General features: G+C 67.7%; 14 protein-coding genes and 2 pseudogenes. 5 read left to right on the top strand and 11 right to left on the bottom strand.

Translation table 11 applies throughout. From position 1 onward, the window contains the following. Window positions 1–47 precede the first annotated feature (47 nt). The 5 genes and pseudogenes from OTB16_RS36050 to OTB16_RS36030 form a co-directional block, all read right to left on the bottom strand. A complete protein-coding gene (locus tag OTB16_RS36050; protein WP_267726733.1) occupies window positions 48–476 on the bottom strand; it encodes a RacP protein in 429 nt (142 codons plus the stop codon). 4 nt (window positions 477–480) lie between these two features. Next, window positions 481–567: pseudogene (locus OTB16_RS36045) on the bottom strand (DUF6192 family protein); the annotation flags it as partial. A gap of 32 nt (window positions 568–599) precedes the next feature. Next, window positions 600–1025 carry a hypothetical protein gene (locus tag OTB16_RS36040; protein ID WP_267726732.1) on the bottom strand — a complete coding sequence of 142 codons (426 nt, stop codon included), beginning with the start codon at window positions 1023–1025 and terminating at the stop codon, window positions 600–602. A 44-nt stretch (window positions 1026–1069) separates the two neighbouring features. Continuing rightward, window positions 1070–3562: a site-specific integrase gene (locus OTB16_RS36035; protein WP_267726731.1), complete on the bottom strand. Its 2493-nt coding sequence runs from the start codon at window positions 3560–3562 to the stop codon at window positions 1070–1072. Then, entirely contained in the window at window positions 3559–3780 is a 222-nt protein-coding gene (locus OTB16_RS36030) for a hypothetical protein (RefSeq protein WP_267726729.1), read from the bottom strand. Before OTB16_RS36030 ends, OTB16_RS36035 begins: the two co-directional genes overlap by 4 nt. Before the next feature lie 285 nt (window positions 3781–4065). Between OTB16_RS36030 and OTB16_RS36025 the strand changes: the two genes are divergently transcribed. Next, entirely contained in the window at window positions 4066–4611 is a 546-nt protein-coding gene (locus OTB16_RS36025) for a P-loop nucleotide/nucleoside kinase family protein (protein WP_267726728.1), read from the top strand. 122 nt (window positions 4612–4733) lie between these two features. Here the strand turns inward: OTB16_RS36025 and OTB16_RS36020 are convergent, their stop codons facing one another. From OTB16_RS36020 to OTB16_RS36005, 4 genes are read right to left on the bottom strand one after another with little or no spacing between them, the layout of a single operon-like run. Continuing rightward, window positions 4734–5195 (bottom strand): hypothetical protein, encoded by a 462-nt coding sequence (locus OTB16_RS36020; protein WP_267726726.1) that lies wholly within the window; start codon window positions 5193–5195, stop codon window positions 4734–4736. Continuing rightward, on the bottom strand, window positions 5192–7393 hold the full coding sequence (locus OTB16_RS36015; protein WP_267726725.1) for a site-specific integrase: 2202 nt from the start codon (window positions 7391–7393) through the stop codon (window positions 5192–5194). The genes OTB16_RS36020 and OTB16_RS36015 overlap by 4 nt, the downstream gene beginning before the upstream one ends. Beyond that, window positions 7390–9114 (bottom strand): hypothetical protein, encoded by a 1725-nt coding sequence (locus tag OTB16_RS36010; protein ID WP_267726723.1) that lies wholly within the window; start codon window positions 9112–9114, stop codon window positions 7390–7392. Before OTB16_RS36010 ends, OTB16_RS36015 begins: the two co-directional genes overlap by 4 nt. After that, window positions 9114–10208: a site-specific integrase gene (locus OTB16_RS36005; protein WP_267726722.1), complete on the bottom strand. Its 1095-nt coding sequence runs from the start codon at window positions 10206–10208 to the stop codon at window positions 9114–9116. Before OTB16_RS36005 ends, OTB16_RS36010 begins: the two co-directional genes overlap by 1 nt. Window positions 10209–10464: 256 nt before the next feature. Between OTB16_RS36005 and OTB16_RS39860 the strand changes: the two genes are divergently transcribed. The 4 genes and pseudogenes from OTB16_RS39860 to OTB16_RS35990 all read left to right on the top strand — a co-directional run bounded on the left by OTB16_RS39860 (window position 10465) and on the right by OTB16_RS35990 (window position 12768). Further along, window positions 10465–10995, top strand: coding sequence for a hypothetical protein (locus OTB16_RS39860; protein WP_476470180.1), 531 nt, complete (start codon window positions 10465–10467; stop codon window positions 10993–10995). Then, window positions 10992–11807: a Mu transposase domain-containing protein gene (locus OTB16_RS39855; RefSeq protein ID WP_476470179.1), complete on the top strand. Its 816-nt coding sequence runs from the start codon at window positions 10992–10994 to the stop codon at window positions 11805–11807. The genes OTB16_RS39860 and OTB16_RS39855 overlap by 4 nt, the downstream gene beginning before the upstream one ends. Next, a pseudogene (locus tag OTB16_RS35995) lies at window positions 11804–12133 on the top strand (ATP-binding protein); the annotation flags it as partial. The gene OTB16_RS39855 and the pseudogene OTB16_RS35995, both read left to right, overlap by 4 nt. 110 nt (window positions 12134–12243) lie before the next feature. Continuing rightward, window positions 12244–12768: an NUDIX domain-containing protein gene (locus OTB16_RS35990; RefSeq protein ID WP_267726720.1), complete on the top strand. Its 525-nt coding sequence runs from the start codon at window positions 12244–12246 to the stop codon at window positions 12766–12768. Here the strand turns inward: OTB16_RS35990 and OTB16_RS35985 are convergent. Beyond that, window positions 12762–13187, bottom strand: coding sequence for a DUF6262 family protein (locus tag OTB16_RS35985; RefSeq protein ID WP_267726719.1), 426 nt, complete (start codon window positions 13185–13187; stop codon window positions 12762–12764). The genes OTB16_RS35990 and OTB16_RS35985 overlap by 7 nt on opposite strands. Continuing rightward, window positions 13184–15340, bottom strand: a complete 2157-nt coding sequence (locus OTB16_RS35980; protein ID WP_267726718.1) for a tyrosine-type recombinase/integrase — start codon at window positions 15338–15340, stop codon at window positions 13184–13186. The genes OTB16_RS35985 and OTB16_RS35980 overlap by 4 nt, the downstream gene beginning before the upstream one ends. Window positions 15341–15540: the final 200 nt, after the last annotated feature.

The raw sequence follows: 15540 nt of genomic DNA, 5'->3' as shown, positions 1-15540 counted from the left end.
CTGCGCTGACCCACGCCCCACCCCCCACGCGGCCGCACCCCACCAGGTCATGCGTTGGTGTAGTCGGCAATCACGTCGAGCGTGGATTCGACAGAGTTGAGCTGGGTGTTCAGGTGCCGGATCCACCGGCCCTTGGGTTGCAGTGCTGCGTGCGGGGCGACGACGCCGGTGATGAACCGGCGGATCTCTGTGAGCTTGGCGCGGATGACCGCGACCTCGTAGATCTGAAGCTCGGTGGGGTCGGAGCAGAACTTGTAGCCGTCCGCTCTCGTCCAGATCAGGGGCGGCCAGCCCTGTTCGGTGATGGTGTCCCGCAGACAGGCCAGGCCCGAGCGGGCCTGGTGGGCGGAGAGCTCGCTCGACCTGACCAACTGGTTGAAGGCCAGGCCGGCCGGCCGTGCCTCGAAGAGGATGAAGCGGACGGTGTCGGCGTGCCTATGGGCCGCCGGTGACCGTCGCTGCGACGCGCGCGGCATCCCACTACTCGCCTTGCAGCAGGCGGGCCAGCTCGCCGTCGACATCGACCTTGCCGGTGTCGACGGCCGTCTCAATCCAGTCGAGCGTCGCTTCTCTGAACTTGCGATTGAGAGAAGGATGAGTCAGGAACGCCCCTCCTCATGGTTGAGTTCGTGATACCCGCGGAAGTCGAAGAAGTGCAGACCGTCGATCACTGCTCCAGATAGGATTTCCGGCAGGGTCCACGGGTGGGTGGTGTAGTCGTCCGTCGCCACGCCTCCGTGTTTAAGCAGCAGCGCGATCAGTTGGTGAAGCTCTGCGGTGCCGTCGATCCGCCCGGAGATGTCAATCTGCACCGCCCAAGTGGGATGACGTCCGACGGACACTTCGAGGATCGTCACGTCCTCGGGATCCCAGTCGGAGAAGAGGTAGCCAGCCTCCTCATCGTCGATGTCGATGTAGAGGTTGCCGTCCAGCGTCCACGGATCGCGCTGCTGAGGCAGGTGCCGATCGAGTGAGGCGATGGTCTCGGCTCGCTCACCTGCGGGGAACACGAACACAGTGCGCATGGGTTGGAGCGTAGGCAGTGCAGCTTTCCGACGGCCATGGATTTTCAGGGGTGGCGCGGATCCGTTGATGTGGTGCTTCGCTTGGCGATCTCGGCGAAGGTCGGCATGCCAAGACTGGCCGCGGAGGACCGGCGGGCTGCTTCGCCATCGAGCTGGTCCAGCTTGTCCTGGGCGCCAGCGAGGCTGACCTGTAGGCCCTCGACCTCGCCCAGCCATCCCTCCCGCTCAGCCTCGGCGATCCGCGCGATGAGGTTGTCCCGGATCTCAACAAGCCGTGAACGTTGTTCCGGTTCGGGCCGCAGCATCGAACACCGGATGCAGGCGTGCTCGTGGACACATGCTGTGCCGAAGGCGCGGGCGCATGTACCGACGGAGAGCTTTCGCTTTTCAAAGTGGGCCAGGAAAGCATCCCATTCCTCGCTCGTCGGCGTGCGGTACTCCTCGCTCGGCCGTAGTGCCCTGCGGCGAGCGATGAATGCCCGGTGGGCCTCGATCGCTTCGGTCGGGTAGACCGCCTTGTAGCTCATCGTGGTGGAGATGGTCTTATGACCGCAGATGACCTGCGCGATGTGCGGCGGCAGTCCGCTCATGATGGCGTCGGTGACGAACATCCTGCGGAAGTCGTGCGGCTGGTAGCGCAACGGCTGGCCGTTGGAGTCGGCAAGACCGGAGGCCAGCAGGGTCTCGTCCAGTCCCTTGCGGATCGTAGACACCGATACCGGTCGGTTCTGGCCGCCCCAGCGCCACTGGAACAGCAGCGGCAAGGGCGCGTTCCAGTCGCGTTCGCTAGGGTCGTAGGAGCGGACCAGGGGAATCGCGCCGGAGGCGTCTCGTACTCGACAGACCATCGCGCTGAGCACATCGGCCAGCTCTGGGCTCACCAGGAGAAGGCGTTCCTCGTCGGTCTTGGAGGGGGCGATTTGCAGGAGCGGGACGACCTCGCCGGTGGTCGGCAGCCTGTACTGGGTGATGCTGTGGTGACTCGCCTCCAGCATCTCCTCGATACGGACTCCGGTGTGGCGGAGGAACTCCACGCTCGCCCAGGCCCAGAAGGCACGTTGCTCGGCCGGGCCCAGGCACTGCCGCCGGCCGTTCGCGTCGTAGGCGGTGGCTGATGCTGCGTGGTCGGTATAACGGGTGCCCTTGACCTTGGTGTAGATCTCGCCCAGCACGGTGAATGAGGTTCCCGGTGCCGCAGCGCGGACGGCGGTGAGCCGAGCCTGGGCCTTCTTGAGCTCGTCGGCCGCAGTCTTGACCAGGGTGGGAAGGACTGGGAGCCGCTCCCGGGTTCGCTGGTCCATGCGGGCTTTTCGCCGGGTGACGTGCTTCCGCTGTGAGATCTCGGCTTCCTTGACCGGACATGGGGCGACCCACGGGCCCCAGCGGGCCGGTTCCTCCAGGGCCCGCTGGGCAAGGTCCAGGTAGAACGCCCGGACTGCCGTGAGCAGGTTGATGCTGTTCGTTCGAGGACTCGTGACCTCGACGGAAGTGCCGTCGGGTAGTCGGCGGACCTGCGTCTTGGTGCGGCAGCGTTCCTTCCAGGCCGCGGAGACCTCGGGGGACAGGCGGAGAGAGTCGATGCCGGGGTGGTGACGTTCCAGGTTCCCCCAGAAGTGCCGGGCGAGTGTGCGGGAGAGGTCTTCGAGGGAGTTGTAGTCGAGTGACGGCTGGCGCTCGGTCAGGTAGTCCACGATCAGGTCCCGGACGGGCCGGCACCGCAGCTGGTAGCGGTCCACGAGCTCGGCGGCGCTGACCTGGCCGGAGTGACGGCTGACGTCGCGCAAGGTGGTGGGCGCCTGGGCGGGGAAATTTCCGAGTTCCCTGAGCCAGTTGTAGAACAGCGACCGCCCAGAGCCGGCATGTACGTAGACACGTGCCTCGGTCTCCCGTAGCTCCAGGCAGTCACCCACGGTGATGTCACGGACCCCGCCGCCCTTGGCGACGATCAACATCGCGATCTGGTAGCGGGCATTGAACCCGAGGCTCGTCGACCACAGCTCTGGGGCTCCGACGCCCGCGAGCGCGGCGAAGCCGTCCGGGTCACGGCGTTCGGTGACCACCTGGCGCAGGTTCAGGGACTGGCGAGTCATCAGCCACTCAAGGCTGGGACGGATCACATCAGCGCAAACCAGTGCGAGGGCGCCCGAGGAGAGTTCGGGCCGGTCAGCTCGCCCGTAGCGGCCGTCGCCGATCGCCTCGATCAGGTGGTCGAGCCAGGCTCGCCGCTGATCGTCGGAGCCGGAGTTCCGCCATCGCTGCTGCCAGGTGTCCCCCGGAAACTCTTCCAGCCAGCGCAGGATCGTTTGGGCCCCGCGGCCCCGGATGTAGCGGGTGTGCTTGTTTGCGGTGGCCGAGAATTCCGCCAGGCGCTCTTTGACCTGGTCCCTGTCCTCGGAGGTTGCCGACCAGGCGTCAGGAACCGATCTCGCGGAGAAAGCGGCGCGGAGGGATTTTTGGGCGGAACCGTGCAGCGGAGCGGAGGACCGCTGTCCCGAGCGCCTGGCCGCGGGCGGCGGCGTAGTCGTCTTGGTGGTCATGGCCGCCGTCCGAACAGCACATCCAGGCTCGCCGGGTCGTAGCCGGGAGCCGGAGCCGGCGGCAGAACCGGCTGACGGGCCCGACGAGCGTGGTGGGCCAGCACGCTCTCGATCACCTCGTCCTGGCTGGCCGCGAGGTAAATTTCCGTGGTGGACAGATGGGCATGGCCGAGGACCCATTTCACGTCCGTCAGAGGCATCTGCGGGTCACGGGCCATCCGGTAGGCCGCCGTGTGCCTTGTGTCCGCAGAGGCCGTGTGCGGAGGACTGCGTGTGGCGATTGATCTGGAGGGATAGCCGCGAGTTGTCCGGCGACTCTGGTCTCGGGGCGTGTTGCATTGTCGCGAGGGCGAAGTGGCACAGATCACGTCCCGCTGGGTTGAGGAGGATCGAAAGTTTCCCCGGGCATGCCGTTCCCTCCAGATCGTTGGAACTTCAAGCGTGCGAGGCGCGTGGGATAGATAGGTGAGCGCGAGCGAGGCGCGAGGCGCGAAGGAGAACTTGTGATCGTCTGGGTGAACGGTGCGTTCGGCAGTGGGAAGACCACTCTGGTGGAGGAACTGCGTCTGCGCTGGCCGGAGGCGCTGGTGTTCGACCCCGAGATGGTCGGATATGTCCTGCGGGAGATCGTGGAGGTGCCGACGGGTGATTTTCAGGACCTGCGGCAGTGGCGACGCCAGGTCGCAAGCATGGCTGCGGGGCTGGTTGATGAGTATGCGCGGCCGGTGCTGGTGCCGATGACGCTGGTCAATCCTGCCTATCTCAATGAGATCTTCGGGGCCCTGAGTGAAGCGGGCATCGAGGTCCACCACTTCTTCCTCAAGGTCCCCGAGGACGTGCTGGTCAAGCGCATCGATGGGCGGAGCTTCACTCCTGATGACCCGGCGAAGGACGAGCAGGTCCGCGCCTGGTGCAAGACCAGGATCGAGACGTGCCTGGCAGCCGTCGATGCGATGCCGCAGGACACCGTCCTCTTGGATGGCCAGTTGGCTCCGCAGGAGCTGGCTGATGCGGTGCTCGCGCGAGCTGGTGCAGATTCGCCCCGGTGACAGGGCAAGTCGTGCGGGCCCCATCATCCCGAGACGCCGACGAACACCACTCAATGGGTGGGGAATGAGCAGAGCAGGTTTGTGCTCAAGGCGTCGCTTCTCAAGAGCGCCATCGGGGTGGCTCAACTGCAGCTCCCGATCACCGTGGTTCGCGGTGCGGGAAGGCGGCTCACCCGGCTCGTCCCGGCTGCGGACTCTCGGAGATGAACGATCTCCTCGTGCTGGGCGTCGAGCCGGGACAGGGCCCGGCTGCGGAAGTCCGTGAGTTCGTCGATCGTCTGCTCCGATTGGGTCAGCCGCTCCTTGAGCTTGGCGATCTCCGCCTTGAGCCGGGCGATCTGGGCTTCGCGGGGGTCGGGGATCTCGCCGGCGTCTTGCAGGGTCTGCAGGCGGCGCTCGAACTCGATGCGGAGGTGAGCGTAGGGGCGGGTGCCGTAGAAGGCGGTGCGGTCGACTTCGGCTGTGGTGGCGAGGGTCTTGATGTCGCACTTGCCGCCGGGCGGGATCTCGCCACGAAGGAGCCGGTCCATGGCGGCCCGGATTCGGTTCTCGTTCTCGGCGCGCTGGGCTGCGGTAATTCTCATGCTGGGCCCTCTCCGGGGTTGGTTGTTGCGGCGTCGATCTCGGCGACGACGCGCATCGCGCGGTCGTAGTCGGCCTGCAGCCTGGCGTGTTCGGTTCGGCGGGTGGTACCGAGGTTGCCGAGGAAGGTCCTCGTCCGTTCGGCGTGCTCGGCCCAGACCGGCCGGTGGCAGGGGTGGTGGGTGGCCTGCGGGCAGCGTGCGGAGTCACACATGCCAACCAGGGGGCGGTCGGCGGTGGGAGTGCCGGCGAGTTTGAGGCAGAGTGCCCGGGACGGGTCGGTGAACCAGCAGAAGTTCGCCGGGCCGATGTGCAGGGTCTTGGCGCGCTTGGTCAGCAGGTTGAGAATGTCGCGGTCACTGCGTTGGGTCTTCGGCGCGGGCGCTGTCGAAGGTTCAGGCATCTCGTCGATGCTGGCGAAGAACTCGGTGAGGCTGCGGGCGCCGGGCCCGGTCGGCAGAACGCCCTGCTGGTAGTTTTGGAACTCGGCCAGGATCAACTCCAGGTTCCGGTCGGCTTCGTGCTTGTTGACCTCAGCGAGAAGCTCGGCCTGTGCGCCGCCGGGGCGCGAGGCGTACCCCTCTGTTGTGGCGACGGCTATGTGCTTCAGATGGATCTTGGTGGCGAGGACTCCTCCGGGGCGGTAGGCCATTTCCAACGCGAGGGTCCGTCTCAGCTTTCTGAGGGTGACCCGTCCGTTGGGGATCGGGGCCAGTCCGAGACGCTGTCCGGTCGGCGAGTTGACCCAGCTCCGGAACCATTTGTAACGGGTATAGAAGTCGAAGCGGCCGAGCAGCAGGGCTCCGTCCACCGGGTCGTCGTGTAGCTGTTCGAGGGTTTCGACGGCCTGATGGGCCTGCTCGATGACGACCCACTCGTCGTCAGTTCCGCCGAGCGGCTGGCCTTTGACGACCTTGCTGGCGATGCGGAACCGTCGCAGGCCCGGGATCGGCTCCTCGATCGGGCACCGGCAGCCGACGCGCAACTCCATGAGCTCGCTGGCCCGCATCCCCGAGACTGCGGCCAGGACGATGATCGCGGCGGTGCGGACGATCCCGATCAGCGCGACTGCCTGGGACCGATGCAGGGGAAGTGTCCACGGCACCGTGCCAGAGCCGTTGGCGGTCGGCGCCTCGTCGGCCTCTCGGGCGAACTGCTTCTTCACCCCGGTCGCGGCGACTGCCTCCAGGAACGGTCCGCGCAGCGTCGGCAGCCACCTTGCCCACAACTGCGTGTAGCCGGCCTGCCTGGCCAGCACTCCTGTGGCCACCGGCAGAAGCGGGTCGTCGGCGGCCCACCCCGCGGCGAGCCTCGGCTCGATGTCGTGGTCCTCGATCATAGGCAGGGCAATGCCGGCGGCAACGTAGTCGGCCAGCACGGCTTTGATGTCCGCGATGGCGGTCGGTGCGCTGTGGTGCAGGCCGGCGGCCGTGATGGCGGAGACCTGGTCGGTTTCGCATACTTGCCTGTGCAATGTGACGGCGTGCGGTCCGAGCACTGTTATCAGGTGCAGAGCCGCGGCGAGCATGGGCTGCAGGGTCTCGTTCGGCACCGGCGCGGTCTTGTTCTCCGTTCGGCCCGATGACATTTCGGCCACCGCGCTGGCCGAGGCGCCGCCCCAGGGCCGCAGGCCGGGCGGGACACGGTCGGCGGTGAACAGCTTCCGGTAGTCGATCAGATCGATGACGGCCTGCGCGGCGGCGCGTCTGACGCCAGGACTCTGCTCTCCGACGACGGCGCCATCGTCGTCGAGGACGAAGCGCCGGTGGGCCAGGTATGCCTCGCAATCCGCCGTGCCGAGATGTGCCAGAGTGCTGATTTCTCGTTGTCCGAGCCAGGCGAACAACCGGGTGAGTTCGTTCAGTCGTGCGCTGCAACTGCGCAGGTGAAGTGGTGTGCGGTAGGCCCGCGGCAGCAAGGCGACCGCCGGATGCCGCGGGGCCAGCATCGCCAGGACCAGCTCCTTCACGACCAGGCGCCAACCGGGGTCGATGATGGCCGTGAAGTCGAAGCGCCGCTCGTGCAGGGCCATCTGGACGGGCAGCCCGATGACGTGGGTGAAGTCCCAGAGGTCGTGATCGAACAGCGGGCGGTCGGCATCGTTGGGGAGGGTCAGTCGGGCCTGGCGGCAGACATCGACGCCGACGAACGGTGAGGCGGAGACGTTCGCGAAGTGGTAGGCGGTGGCGGTCGTGGTCATGCCGTCTGCTCCTCGGGTCGTAGCGGGATCTCGTGGTCGGTGTCGGCGACCTCGGCGGCTGTTGAGGCGAGCAGTGCAGGCTCGAAGCGGTCCAGTACCTGGTCGATCCGGGTGGCGTAGGGGCCGAACACCGCCATGAAATGGGCGGCGGGCATCTGTTGCCATTGCCGGGAGAAGAAGGCCTTCAGTCGCAGCAGGTTGCCTGCGTGGCGCGGGGCGAACACCGCCAGTGGGCAGAGCAGGCAGACCCAGGGCCGGGCGGGACACGGTTTCCCGACCGGGCCGTGCAGCCCGGACAGCTGGTCGCCGCAGGCCGCGGTGAACACGTCCCGGGCCCCGCCGACCAGCTCTGTGATGGCCGCGTCGTCCAGGCCCAGCTCGGCTATCAGCTGTGGATAGCCCTCGGCCAGCGCGGCCGCGTCCTCCTCGGTGATCACCGTGGGCGGGTGGGCGCGGCGCAGGATGTCGTGCTGGGCGTCCTCGACGATCGTCTCGACGGCGTGCAGCTGGGCCGGCGTAGTCGCGGTCAGGTAGTGGTCGCCTTCCACCGACGGGGTGTGGTTCGGGTCGATCGTGGCCCGGGCGCTGCCGGTCCAAGTGCCCTTGTCGCGCATCGACTGGTGGCTGGTGCGGATCCGCGACCTGTGGATCTTCATGGGCTGGCCGTCGTCGCCCACCACACCGAAGCGGCGGACCCAGCGGTGGATGGAGTTGCGGTCGATGTCGCGGACCAGGCGCGAGTTCCCGACCTGGCTCACCCCCTGCCACAGCTTGTCGCGATCGGCATCCGCGACCAGTCCACGCAGCAGCGCCGAGTGGGACAGCCACTGTTCCAGCAGCCGCACCGCGGACCGCGGAAGGTTCAGGCTCTCCGCTGAAGTCCGGCCTTTGACATAGGACAGCAGGACGGTGGAGTCCCCAGCCCATTCGATGTCCCCGACACCGAGGTCAGCGATGCCGTCCGGGACGATCCCGGAGTAGATTCCGAACAGCAGCTGGTAGGCGATCAGCGTGTCCAGGTGCGGGAACACGGCCTGCACGGCTTGATAGAGCCCGGGGGTGCCGCCGCGGTTGCGGAAGACGTTGACCGTCACGCCGACCCTCTCGGCGAACTGCGGAGTGCCGATCGGCCCGGTCCGGGCAAGCAGCCAGCAGAAGTTCTCCGCAGTCCATCCGCTCTCGCCCGGATGCCGTCCGCCGGCCACCGATAGCAGCGCCTTGCGGTGAGCGGCGTAGGACTCGTCGACCAGAGCACGGCAGACCCCGGTCAGACGGTCCCACTCGGCCTCCGGGTAGGGCGGCAGCGCCTGCCGGTTGGGCTGGATGTTGAAGTGCCTCCCGGCTGCCAGCTCAAGCACCCCCTCGCCGAGGACAGCGCCGGAGCGGGCAAGCCCCTCCACCAGTGCGCGGGTCGTCGCCTCCAGCGCTGTCGGACCGGCCATCCAGAACTCAGCCAGCTGGCCCCGTCGCAGGTCACCAGCACCGCCGGCGAAGCCTTGCCCTGTCAAGTCAAGGACCATGCGTCGCAGGGAGCGAACATAGTGGCCGACCGAACCCGCCGCGTCGACAGTGCCGTGCGGGTGGATCAGCTCGACCAGGCCAACCGCCAGGTCACAGGCCAGGCGCGGATTGGGCAAGCCGTCCAGGACGAAGGCGGCCCGGCTGCCGTCGCTGAACACGCACTCCACGCCGAGAGGGTCCTCGACCACCATCGTCGGCATCAGGCGCCGTCCTGGTCGTCGAACTCCGCGTCGGCCTCCCGCTCGGCGGCGGCCGTGTCGACCAGCCCCGCCTCCGACCCGGCGGCCTCGTAGGCGTGCCGGTAGATCCGGGTGGTGTCCAGGCGGCGGAGGTACTTTTCCGTGGTCAGGACAGTGGAGTGCCCCAGAAGATCACGAAGCACCAGCAGCGGGTCCGCCTTGCTCAAGTAGAAGACCAGAGCGGCGTCGGCGTCGGTGTCCCGCACCAGCTTCGCAGCCTGCCGGTAGTGCCCGGTCACCAGGTACTCCAAAGTCCTCATCGCGAACGTGTGGCGACATCGGTGGGGCCATACATGCGGGAACCGAGGCTCGAACCGGGCCCGTATCCGGTCCGATGTGCGCTCGAAGACCGTGGCCCAGGCCGTGAACGGACCGCCCCCGTTCTTCACCGCCACCAGACACGAACCGCCCTGCGGGGCGACCAGGCGACGCCGCTCGGCCGGAGTCAGCGACTCCCAGGAGCGCCGGACCCCGTTGATCAGCCCGCCCTGGGCGTCCGGCTCGGTCACCATAAGTGGCTCACCCCATCGACGCGGCGGCCGCCAGAGCGAGCCCTCCGTCGTGGCGGCGCGGTCCAGCTCGACATAGTGGTGCAGACCGGCCAGCGCCTCGTAGGAAGTCCACGTGGTGCGGAACTTCCTGCCTTTGGCGATCCCGGCTGGCACCGGGAACGGGACGGGAACCGAAGTCGGCTCCTGCGGCAGGGCGGGGATCTCCCAGGGCAGCAGATAGGTGAACTCCTGCAGCCGCATCCCGGTGGCCAGCGCGTGATCCCCGACCGCCGCGTTGCGGGTCAGCTCCCGCCCGTGGAAACCGGTGTCCTGCGAGCCGTCCGGGGCCAGCCCGCGCAGCCCTTTGCGCAGCAACTCGGTGAAGTCCGGCTCCAGGTACTTGATCGTCACATGCGGCTTCGGGGTGCGGCGGACCGCCAGGTTCACCTTCACCTCCCGGCCGGTTCCGGCGAACAGTGCCCGCGCGGCCCGGTAGGTGAACGGTTCGGCGGTCGCATACTCCTCGGCCATCGCCCACCGGTAGAACAACGACAGGATGCTCATGTGCTGGCCCCACGTCGTCGCCGCGAACCTGGCCTTCAGCGGACCCGCCGCCCGATGCTCGGCATAGTGTCGGCGTACACGTGAACGTCCCCAGCCTCGTACGAATGAAAAGGGGCAGTTGCTGATGCGGTGAGACCTGCTGCTCGGCACTCTGCTGCTTGGTCGATACCGGCGGCGGAGGGGGCTGGCAGTGGTCTTGGATCCGCAGCGTTGGCTGGAGCTTCGGCGCTTTCGTGGCTTGCTGGTGTCCGGGGCGATGAGCCTGTCGGAGATCGCGAGGGAGACCGGGCTGGACCGCAAGACGGTCCGCAAGTACCTCTCGGCACCGGGGCCGGCGACGCCTCCGAGCCGGTCGTCGAGCGGTCGGCGGGTGAGGGTGATCGACGAGTTCGGGCCGCTGATCGACTCGATGCTCCGGGCCGAAGTGCTGATGAAGGCCGCGGTCATCCACGAGCGGCTGGCCCAGGAGTACGGGTTCACCGGCAACTACCAGCGGGTCAAGCTCTACGTCCAGACGGCCCGGCCACGAATCGCCGAGGAACTCGGCATCACGCCCAAGGAACTGGCGGGGATGCACCGCCGGTTCGAGGTGATCCCGGGCGCCCAGGCCCAGGTCGACTGGGGCGATGAGGGCAAGGTCCTCGCCCACATGGGCATCTCAAAGGTCTACTCCTTCCACATGACGCTCTCGTACTCACGGGACCCGTTCTGCTGCTTCACCACCAGCCAGGACCCTTCTTCGACTGCCACCGCCGGGCCTTCGCCCACTTCGGCGGGGCGCCGATGACGATCGTCTACGACCGGACCAAAACCGTCGTCCGCCGGCACGTCGCTCCTGGTGAGGCGGTCCCTCTGCATCCGGAGGCCGTCGGCTTCGCCGGCCACTACGACTTCGACATCGACGTCCTGGCCGCCTACCGCCCGCAGGGCAAGGGCCGGGTCGAGCGACAAGTACTGATCGTCCGCGACCACGTTCTGTCCGGCCGGTCGTTCTCCTCTCTCGAGGAGATGGACGCCGCGTTCACCGCCTGGGTGCCCCTGCGGCGGGCCCAGATCCACAAGACCCACCGGGAGGTCATCGCGGAGCGGGCGGCCCGCGATCACGCGGCTCTCAAACCGCTGCCGCCAACCCCCTATCTGGTGGCCGAACGGCAGCTGCGGCACGTCGGCAAGGACTGCCTGGTCGCCTTCGACGGCAACCTCTACTCCGTGCCGGCCCGCCGAGTCCGCCCCCGCCAGCTGGTCGAGGTCCGGGCAACAAAGTCCCAGGTCATACTGCATGCCACCCTCGCCGACGTCCACGGGAGCACGCTGCTGGCCTCCCATCCCCGGGCCATCGGCCGCGGTGCCCGTGTCGTCGACGAGACGCACTGGGACGGCTTGCCGACCGGCAAGGGCCGCCGGACCACCACCGGCGACATCCCGGTCCAGCCCCGTCAAGAACGGCCGCGGGGCGAGGAGACCGGACCGTTGCAGGCCCTGCTGAACAGAGCTGCGGCCACCCGGATCGAGGTCGGGCGCCGACCCTTGTCGGTCTATGACGAGCTGACCGGAACCCGCCCCTTCACCACCCATCGAGCGACGAAGGAATCGTCTTGAGCGAGCTCACCGGCAACCGCATCCGCACCACGGCCGGCAAGCTCGGCCTGCCCCACCTCGCGGAAACCATCAACGAGTTCACCCGCCGGGCGGACGAGGCGAAGATGGGCTACCTTGACTTCCTCGACCTGGTTCTCTCCGAGGAACTGGCCGTCCGTGACGACCGCCGGTTCCGCCAAGGCCTGCGGCTCTCCCGGCTGCCGCACCACAAGACGCTCGATGAGTACGACTTCTCGTTCCAGCCCGACCTCGACCCGCGCAAGGTCAAGGACCTGGCCACCCTCTCGTTCGTCGAGGCCAAGGCGAACGCCGCCCTGCTGGGGCCGGTGGTTATCGACGGTTCAGTTCAGGATTCTGCATGTTGTCGCTGGGCAGAACGTTCATGAGATCGATGTGACGTGGCTGCGTTGTCAGTGCGGCCTCGTATGTTGGCCCGATGATTCAGAGAGTGGTCGACGAGCGGGCCGTGGAGGCGGCGGTCACGGATGCCGAACAGGCGATAGCCGAGTTCGACGGGGCCTGCCGGTGGCTGGCTGCTGCCCGACGGGGGCCGATGGAGCCCCTTGCGGTTGAGGTCTGGGTGTTCGACAAGGAACTCGCCCAGGTGGTGTTGGTGAAGCATCGTTGGCGGAGTTGGGTTCCTCCGGGCGGAAAAGTCGAGGCTGGCGAGACGCCGCGTGAGGGGGCGATCCGGGAACTGTTTGAGGAGACGGGCCTTCGGGCCGAACTGCTGCCTGAGCCGGCAGCGGTCGCGGTCCGTTCGTTTCACCCGGACTGGCCGGTCACTCTTGGGCTGTCGTATGCCGCGATCGTTGATGTGGCGGCCCCATTTGTCGCGGAGGCCGGGCAGCCGGTGGCCTGGAAGCGGCTGGACGAGGACTGGGAGAGCTACTTTCCAGACGATCTCTCTCGCATGCGCCAGCACGCGGCATGGCTGGCGGATCGGGTGAGTGGTCACTGAGGAACCGCTCTGGTATCGCCGCGGCGGGCGAGCTCGCGGCGGAGGTCGAGGTTCTCGCCGTGGGCCTGTTCCAGGGCCTCGCGAAGTGCCTGGATCTCCTGGCGGTGCAGCTTCTTGAGCCGGGTGAGCTGGCCGGTGAGAGCGAGGATGAGCGTGCTCTCGGTGTCGGCTGCGGTGGCGGGTGCGGGGATCGGGCGGGCCTGGGTTCGCAGGCGTTCGATGCGGCCTCGCAGGTCAGGGTGGGTATAGAGGAAGGCGTGTGAGACGCCGCCTTCGCGCTGGACGGCCTGGAAGGTGACGGGTTCGCCGCGCTTGACCAGGACACGGATCGCTTTCTCGGCGGCCTCCGTTTTGGCCTGGGACTTCGCCTTGGCGGCGGCCGCGAGAATCTGGGTGCGCTTGGTGCGGGAGTCGGTCACGGCCGGTTCCTTCGGTGGTGGGCGAGGTCGAGGCGGACGGGAACGGGGCCGGTGGGGGCGGCGCCGCAGCCGGCGCCCTGGACGGCTCGGTCGGGGGTGGCTTGGAGGGTGCCCAGCAGTTTCGTGAGGGCCGCGTGTTCGGCTCGTCGCTGGAGGAGCCAGACGTTGTCCTCGGGCATTGGGCGGCCGTGACGCTCCTCGAAGGCGGTGGTGCTGCGGTTGATGAGTGCTTCGGTCTCGGCCAGTTGCCGTTCGAGTGCGGGTTGGTGGGTGGCGTCGGTGACGAAGACCGAGCAGGTCAGGCAGGCGTTTCCTTTGTCGCAGGTCTGCAGTGGCGGCAGCATGCACCAGCCGTGCGGCAGGAAGCGGTCGGCGCGGTTGAACAGGTGGAGGCTGTCGTGGTCGTCGCGGGAGAAGGCGACGCGGCTGCCGTCGGCCCGGAGTTTGGCGGTGGCCAGGAATGCCTGCTCGGCGTGTTCCTGGCGGGCGGCGACGTAGTGCATCGACATCGTCGGGGTGGCGTGTCCGGCATAGCGCATCAACACATGGACCGGCAGGCCGAGTTCGGCGAGGCGTGTCAGCTTGGTGTGTCGGAAACGGTGGGTGTTGCTCAAGCCGACGGGCTTGCCCTTGCCGTCGGCGATCTTCACGATCTTGCTGAACTCGCGGAGCATCCAGTTGTAGGTGCCGGAGGGGTAGGGCTTGTCGCCCTGACGGTTCCCGGTCCGCTGGAGGAACAGGTGTCGCGGGGTGATATCGGGGAAGTGCTCGCGGACCCAGATCCGTTGCTCTTCGACGACCGCGACGACTTCCTGGTCGACGAGGATGGTGTCCGGCGCGATATCGATCTTGCTCTGGGCATAGTGGAAGCGGGCGATCTCCTCGCCTTCGGCAGAGTCGGCCGCCCGGTCGGGGACCGGGGAGAGGCAGTCGAAGCGGCAGGTGCGGATCTCGCTGGAGCGTCGTCCGGTGAGGATCTGCAGCAGGATCATGCGCATGGCCTGCGGGTCGTCGAAACCTCGGGCGGTGACCTCCTGTCCGTCGCCGCAAGTGAACGTCAGCTGTTCGACGCGGCCGAGCCCGAGAAGGGGCAGGGCGGCGGGGATCTGGGCGAGGGCGTGGTCGTCGACGTAGTGCTCGTCGTTGAGTTCTCGCTGGTGCGGGATCCGCGAGACCTGGCGGAACCAGCCCGCCGCGTGGGCGTCGGTGACCCGGGACCACGGATGGGGGCCGAGGACCTGGCGGGCCTCGGCGGGGTTGGCCGCGACGAACGCGAAGAGCTCCGCGACGGCCCGCAGGTCGTCGTTAATCATCCGGGGATGAACGGGCCGCTTCGCGAATCGCTGTTCGGATCGGCGAAGGAGACGGTTGGCCGGGTCGCCGTCCCAGCGGCGGAAGGCGGCCGCCAGCTCGACCGCATGGGCGGGGTCGCCCAGGACGTCAAGCGGATCGGTGAAGGTCTCCAGCCACCGGCCGAAGCGGGTGAAGCACCGCATGCGCTCCTGGCTCACCGTGGACCAGCGCAGGACGCCGGCCTCGAGCTGGGTGCCGAGATACCACTTGACCGCCTCCCGCAGCCATTGATGGCTGATCGTCGAGGGGGAACAGCCGTAGTGGGCCTGGGGCTCGTGCTCCGCGAGTGGGATGCGCGGATCGCAGCGGGGGTGCCACTCATCCAGCTGCCACCAGGCTCCGTCCGTGCAGCGGGCCAGCAGAGCCAGACGGGAGAACCGGAAGATCACTCGAAGTCGGGCAACGCTGCCGTGGGGCGGAAGCCGGCCCCAGCGGGTGGCATAGAACCACCGCTGCAAAGCCAGAGCCGCCTCGGCGTCCATCGCCCGGATCGAGGCTGGGAAAGGATGCTTTTCCCGAATTGCCCGACGCAGAATGTTCGCGAGCTGATTGGTGCCCAGCACCGCGGAGCGGGTTCCGTCCAAGGCCTGCCAGTGCGCCATCCAGGCCAATTCGGCCGACATCGGATCGGGCAGTCCGCGCAGGTCGATCCGGCGGTCGCCATTCTCGGTGATCCTCTCCCAGTCCTCGATGCCGTCACCGATCACCGGCCCCTTCCAGGGGGCGGGGAGCTCGGACCACAGCCGCCAGATCGGGTCCTCGGAGGCCAGAGCATGGAGGTGGCGAGGTTCACCGGACATCGCTCACCTGCCAGGCGGAGGCGTACGACTTCCAGTTCGCCGCGGCCCGCAGGGCCTCGTCCTCCCGCACCCATAATGGTGACGTGGGGTATTGGAACTGTCCGAATGCCTGTCTCGCCCTCCGTAGCCGGCGCGTGCTCGGCGACTGTCGATCATGACTTCCACTGGTCGCAGTACTCGATGTGGATCTCGCGGGCGTC

Origin of the sequence: Streptomyces antarcticus (assembly GCF_026627255.1) — a bacterium.
Classification (GTDB): domain Bacteria; phylum Actinomycetota; class Actinomycetes; order Streptomycetales; family Streptomycetaceae; genus Streptomyces; species Streptomyces antarcticus.
This window is presented reverse-complemented; position numbering and strand designations above follow the sequence as displayed.

Coding starts and splice junctions, on each gene's coding strand:
- OTB16_RS36005 (WP_267726722.1), bottom strand. CDS start 10,208: ATGAGCATCCTGTCGTTGTTCTACCGGTGGGCGATGGCCGAGGAGTAT.
- OTB16_RS36010 (WP_267726723.1), bottom strand. CDS start 9,114: ATGCCGACGATGGTGGTCGAGGACCCTCTCGGCGTGGAGTGCGTGTTC.
- OTB16_RS36035 (WP_267726731.1), bottom strand. CDS start 3,562: ATGACCACCAAGACGACTACGCCGCCGCCCGCGGCCAGGCGCTCGGGA.
- OTB16_RS35990 (WP_267726720.1), top strand. CDS start 12,244: ATGATTCAGAGAGTGGTCGACGAGCGGGCCGTGGAGGCGGCGGTCACG.
- OTB16_RS35980 (WP_267726718.1), bottom strand. CDS start 15,340: ATGTCCGGTGAACCTCGCCACCTCCATGCTCTGGCCTCCGAGGACCCG.
- OTB16_RS36030 (WP_267726729.1), bottom strand. CDS start 3,780: ATGGCCCGTGACCCGCAGATGCCTCTGACGGACGTGAAATGGGTCCTC.
- OTB16_RS36015 (WP_267726725.1), bottom strand. CDS start 7,393: ATGACCACGACCGCCACCGCCTACCACTTCGCGAACGTCTCCGCCTCA.
- OTB16_RS39855 (WP_476470179.1), top strand. CDS start 10,992: ATGACGATCGTCTACGACCGGACCAAAACCGTCGTCCGCCGGCACGTC.
- OTB16_RS36040 (WP_267726732.1), bottom strand. CDS start 1,025: ATGCGCACTGTGTTCGTGTTCCCCGCAGGTGAGCGAGCCGAGACCATC.
- OTB16_RS36020 (WP_267726726.1), bottom strand. CDS start 5,195: ATGAGAATTACCGCAGCCCAGCGCGCCGAGAACGAGAACCGAATCCGG.
- OTB16_RS36050 (WP_267726733.1), bottom strand. CDS start 476: ATGCCGCGCGCGTCGCAGCGACGGTCACCGGCGGCCCATAGGCACGCC.
- OTB16_RS39860 (WP_476470180.1), top strand. CDS start 10,465: ATGAGCCTGTCGGAGATCGCGAGGGAGACCGGGCTGGACCGCAAGACG.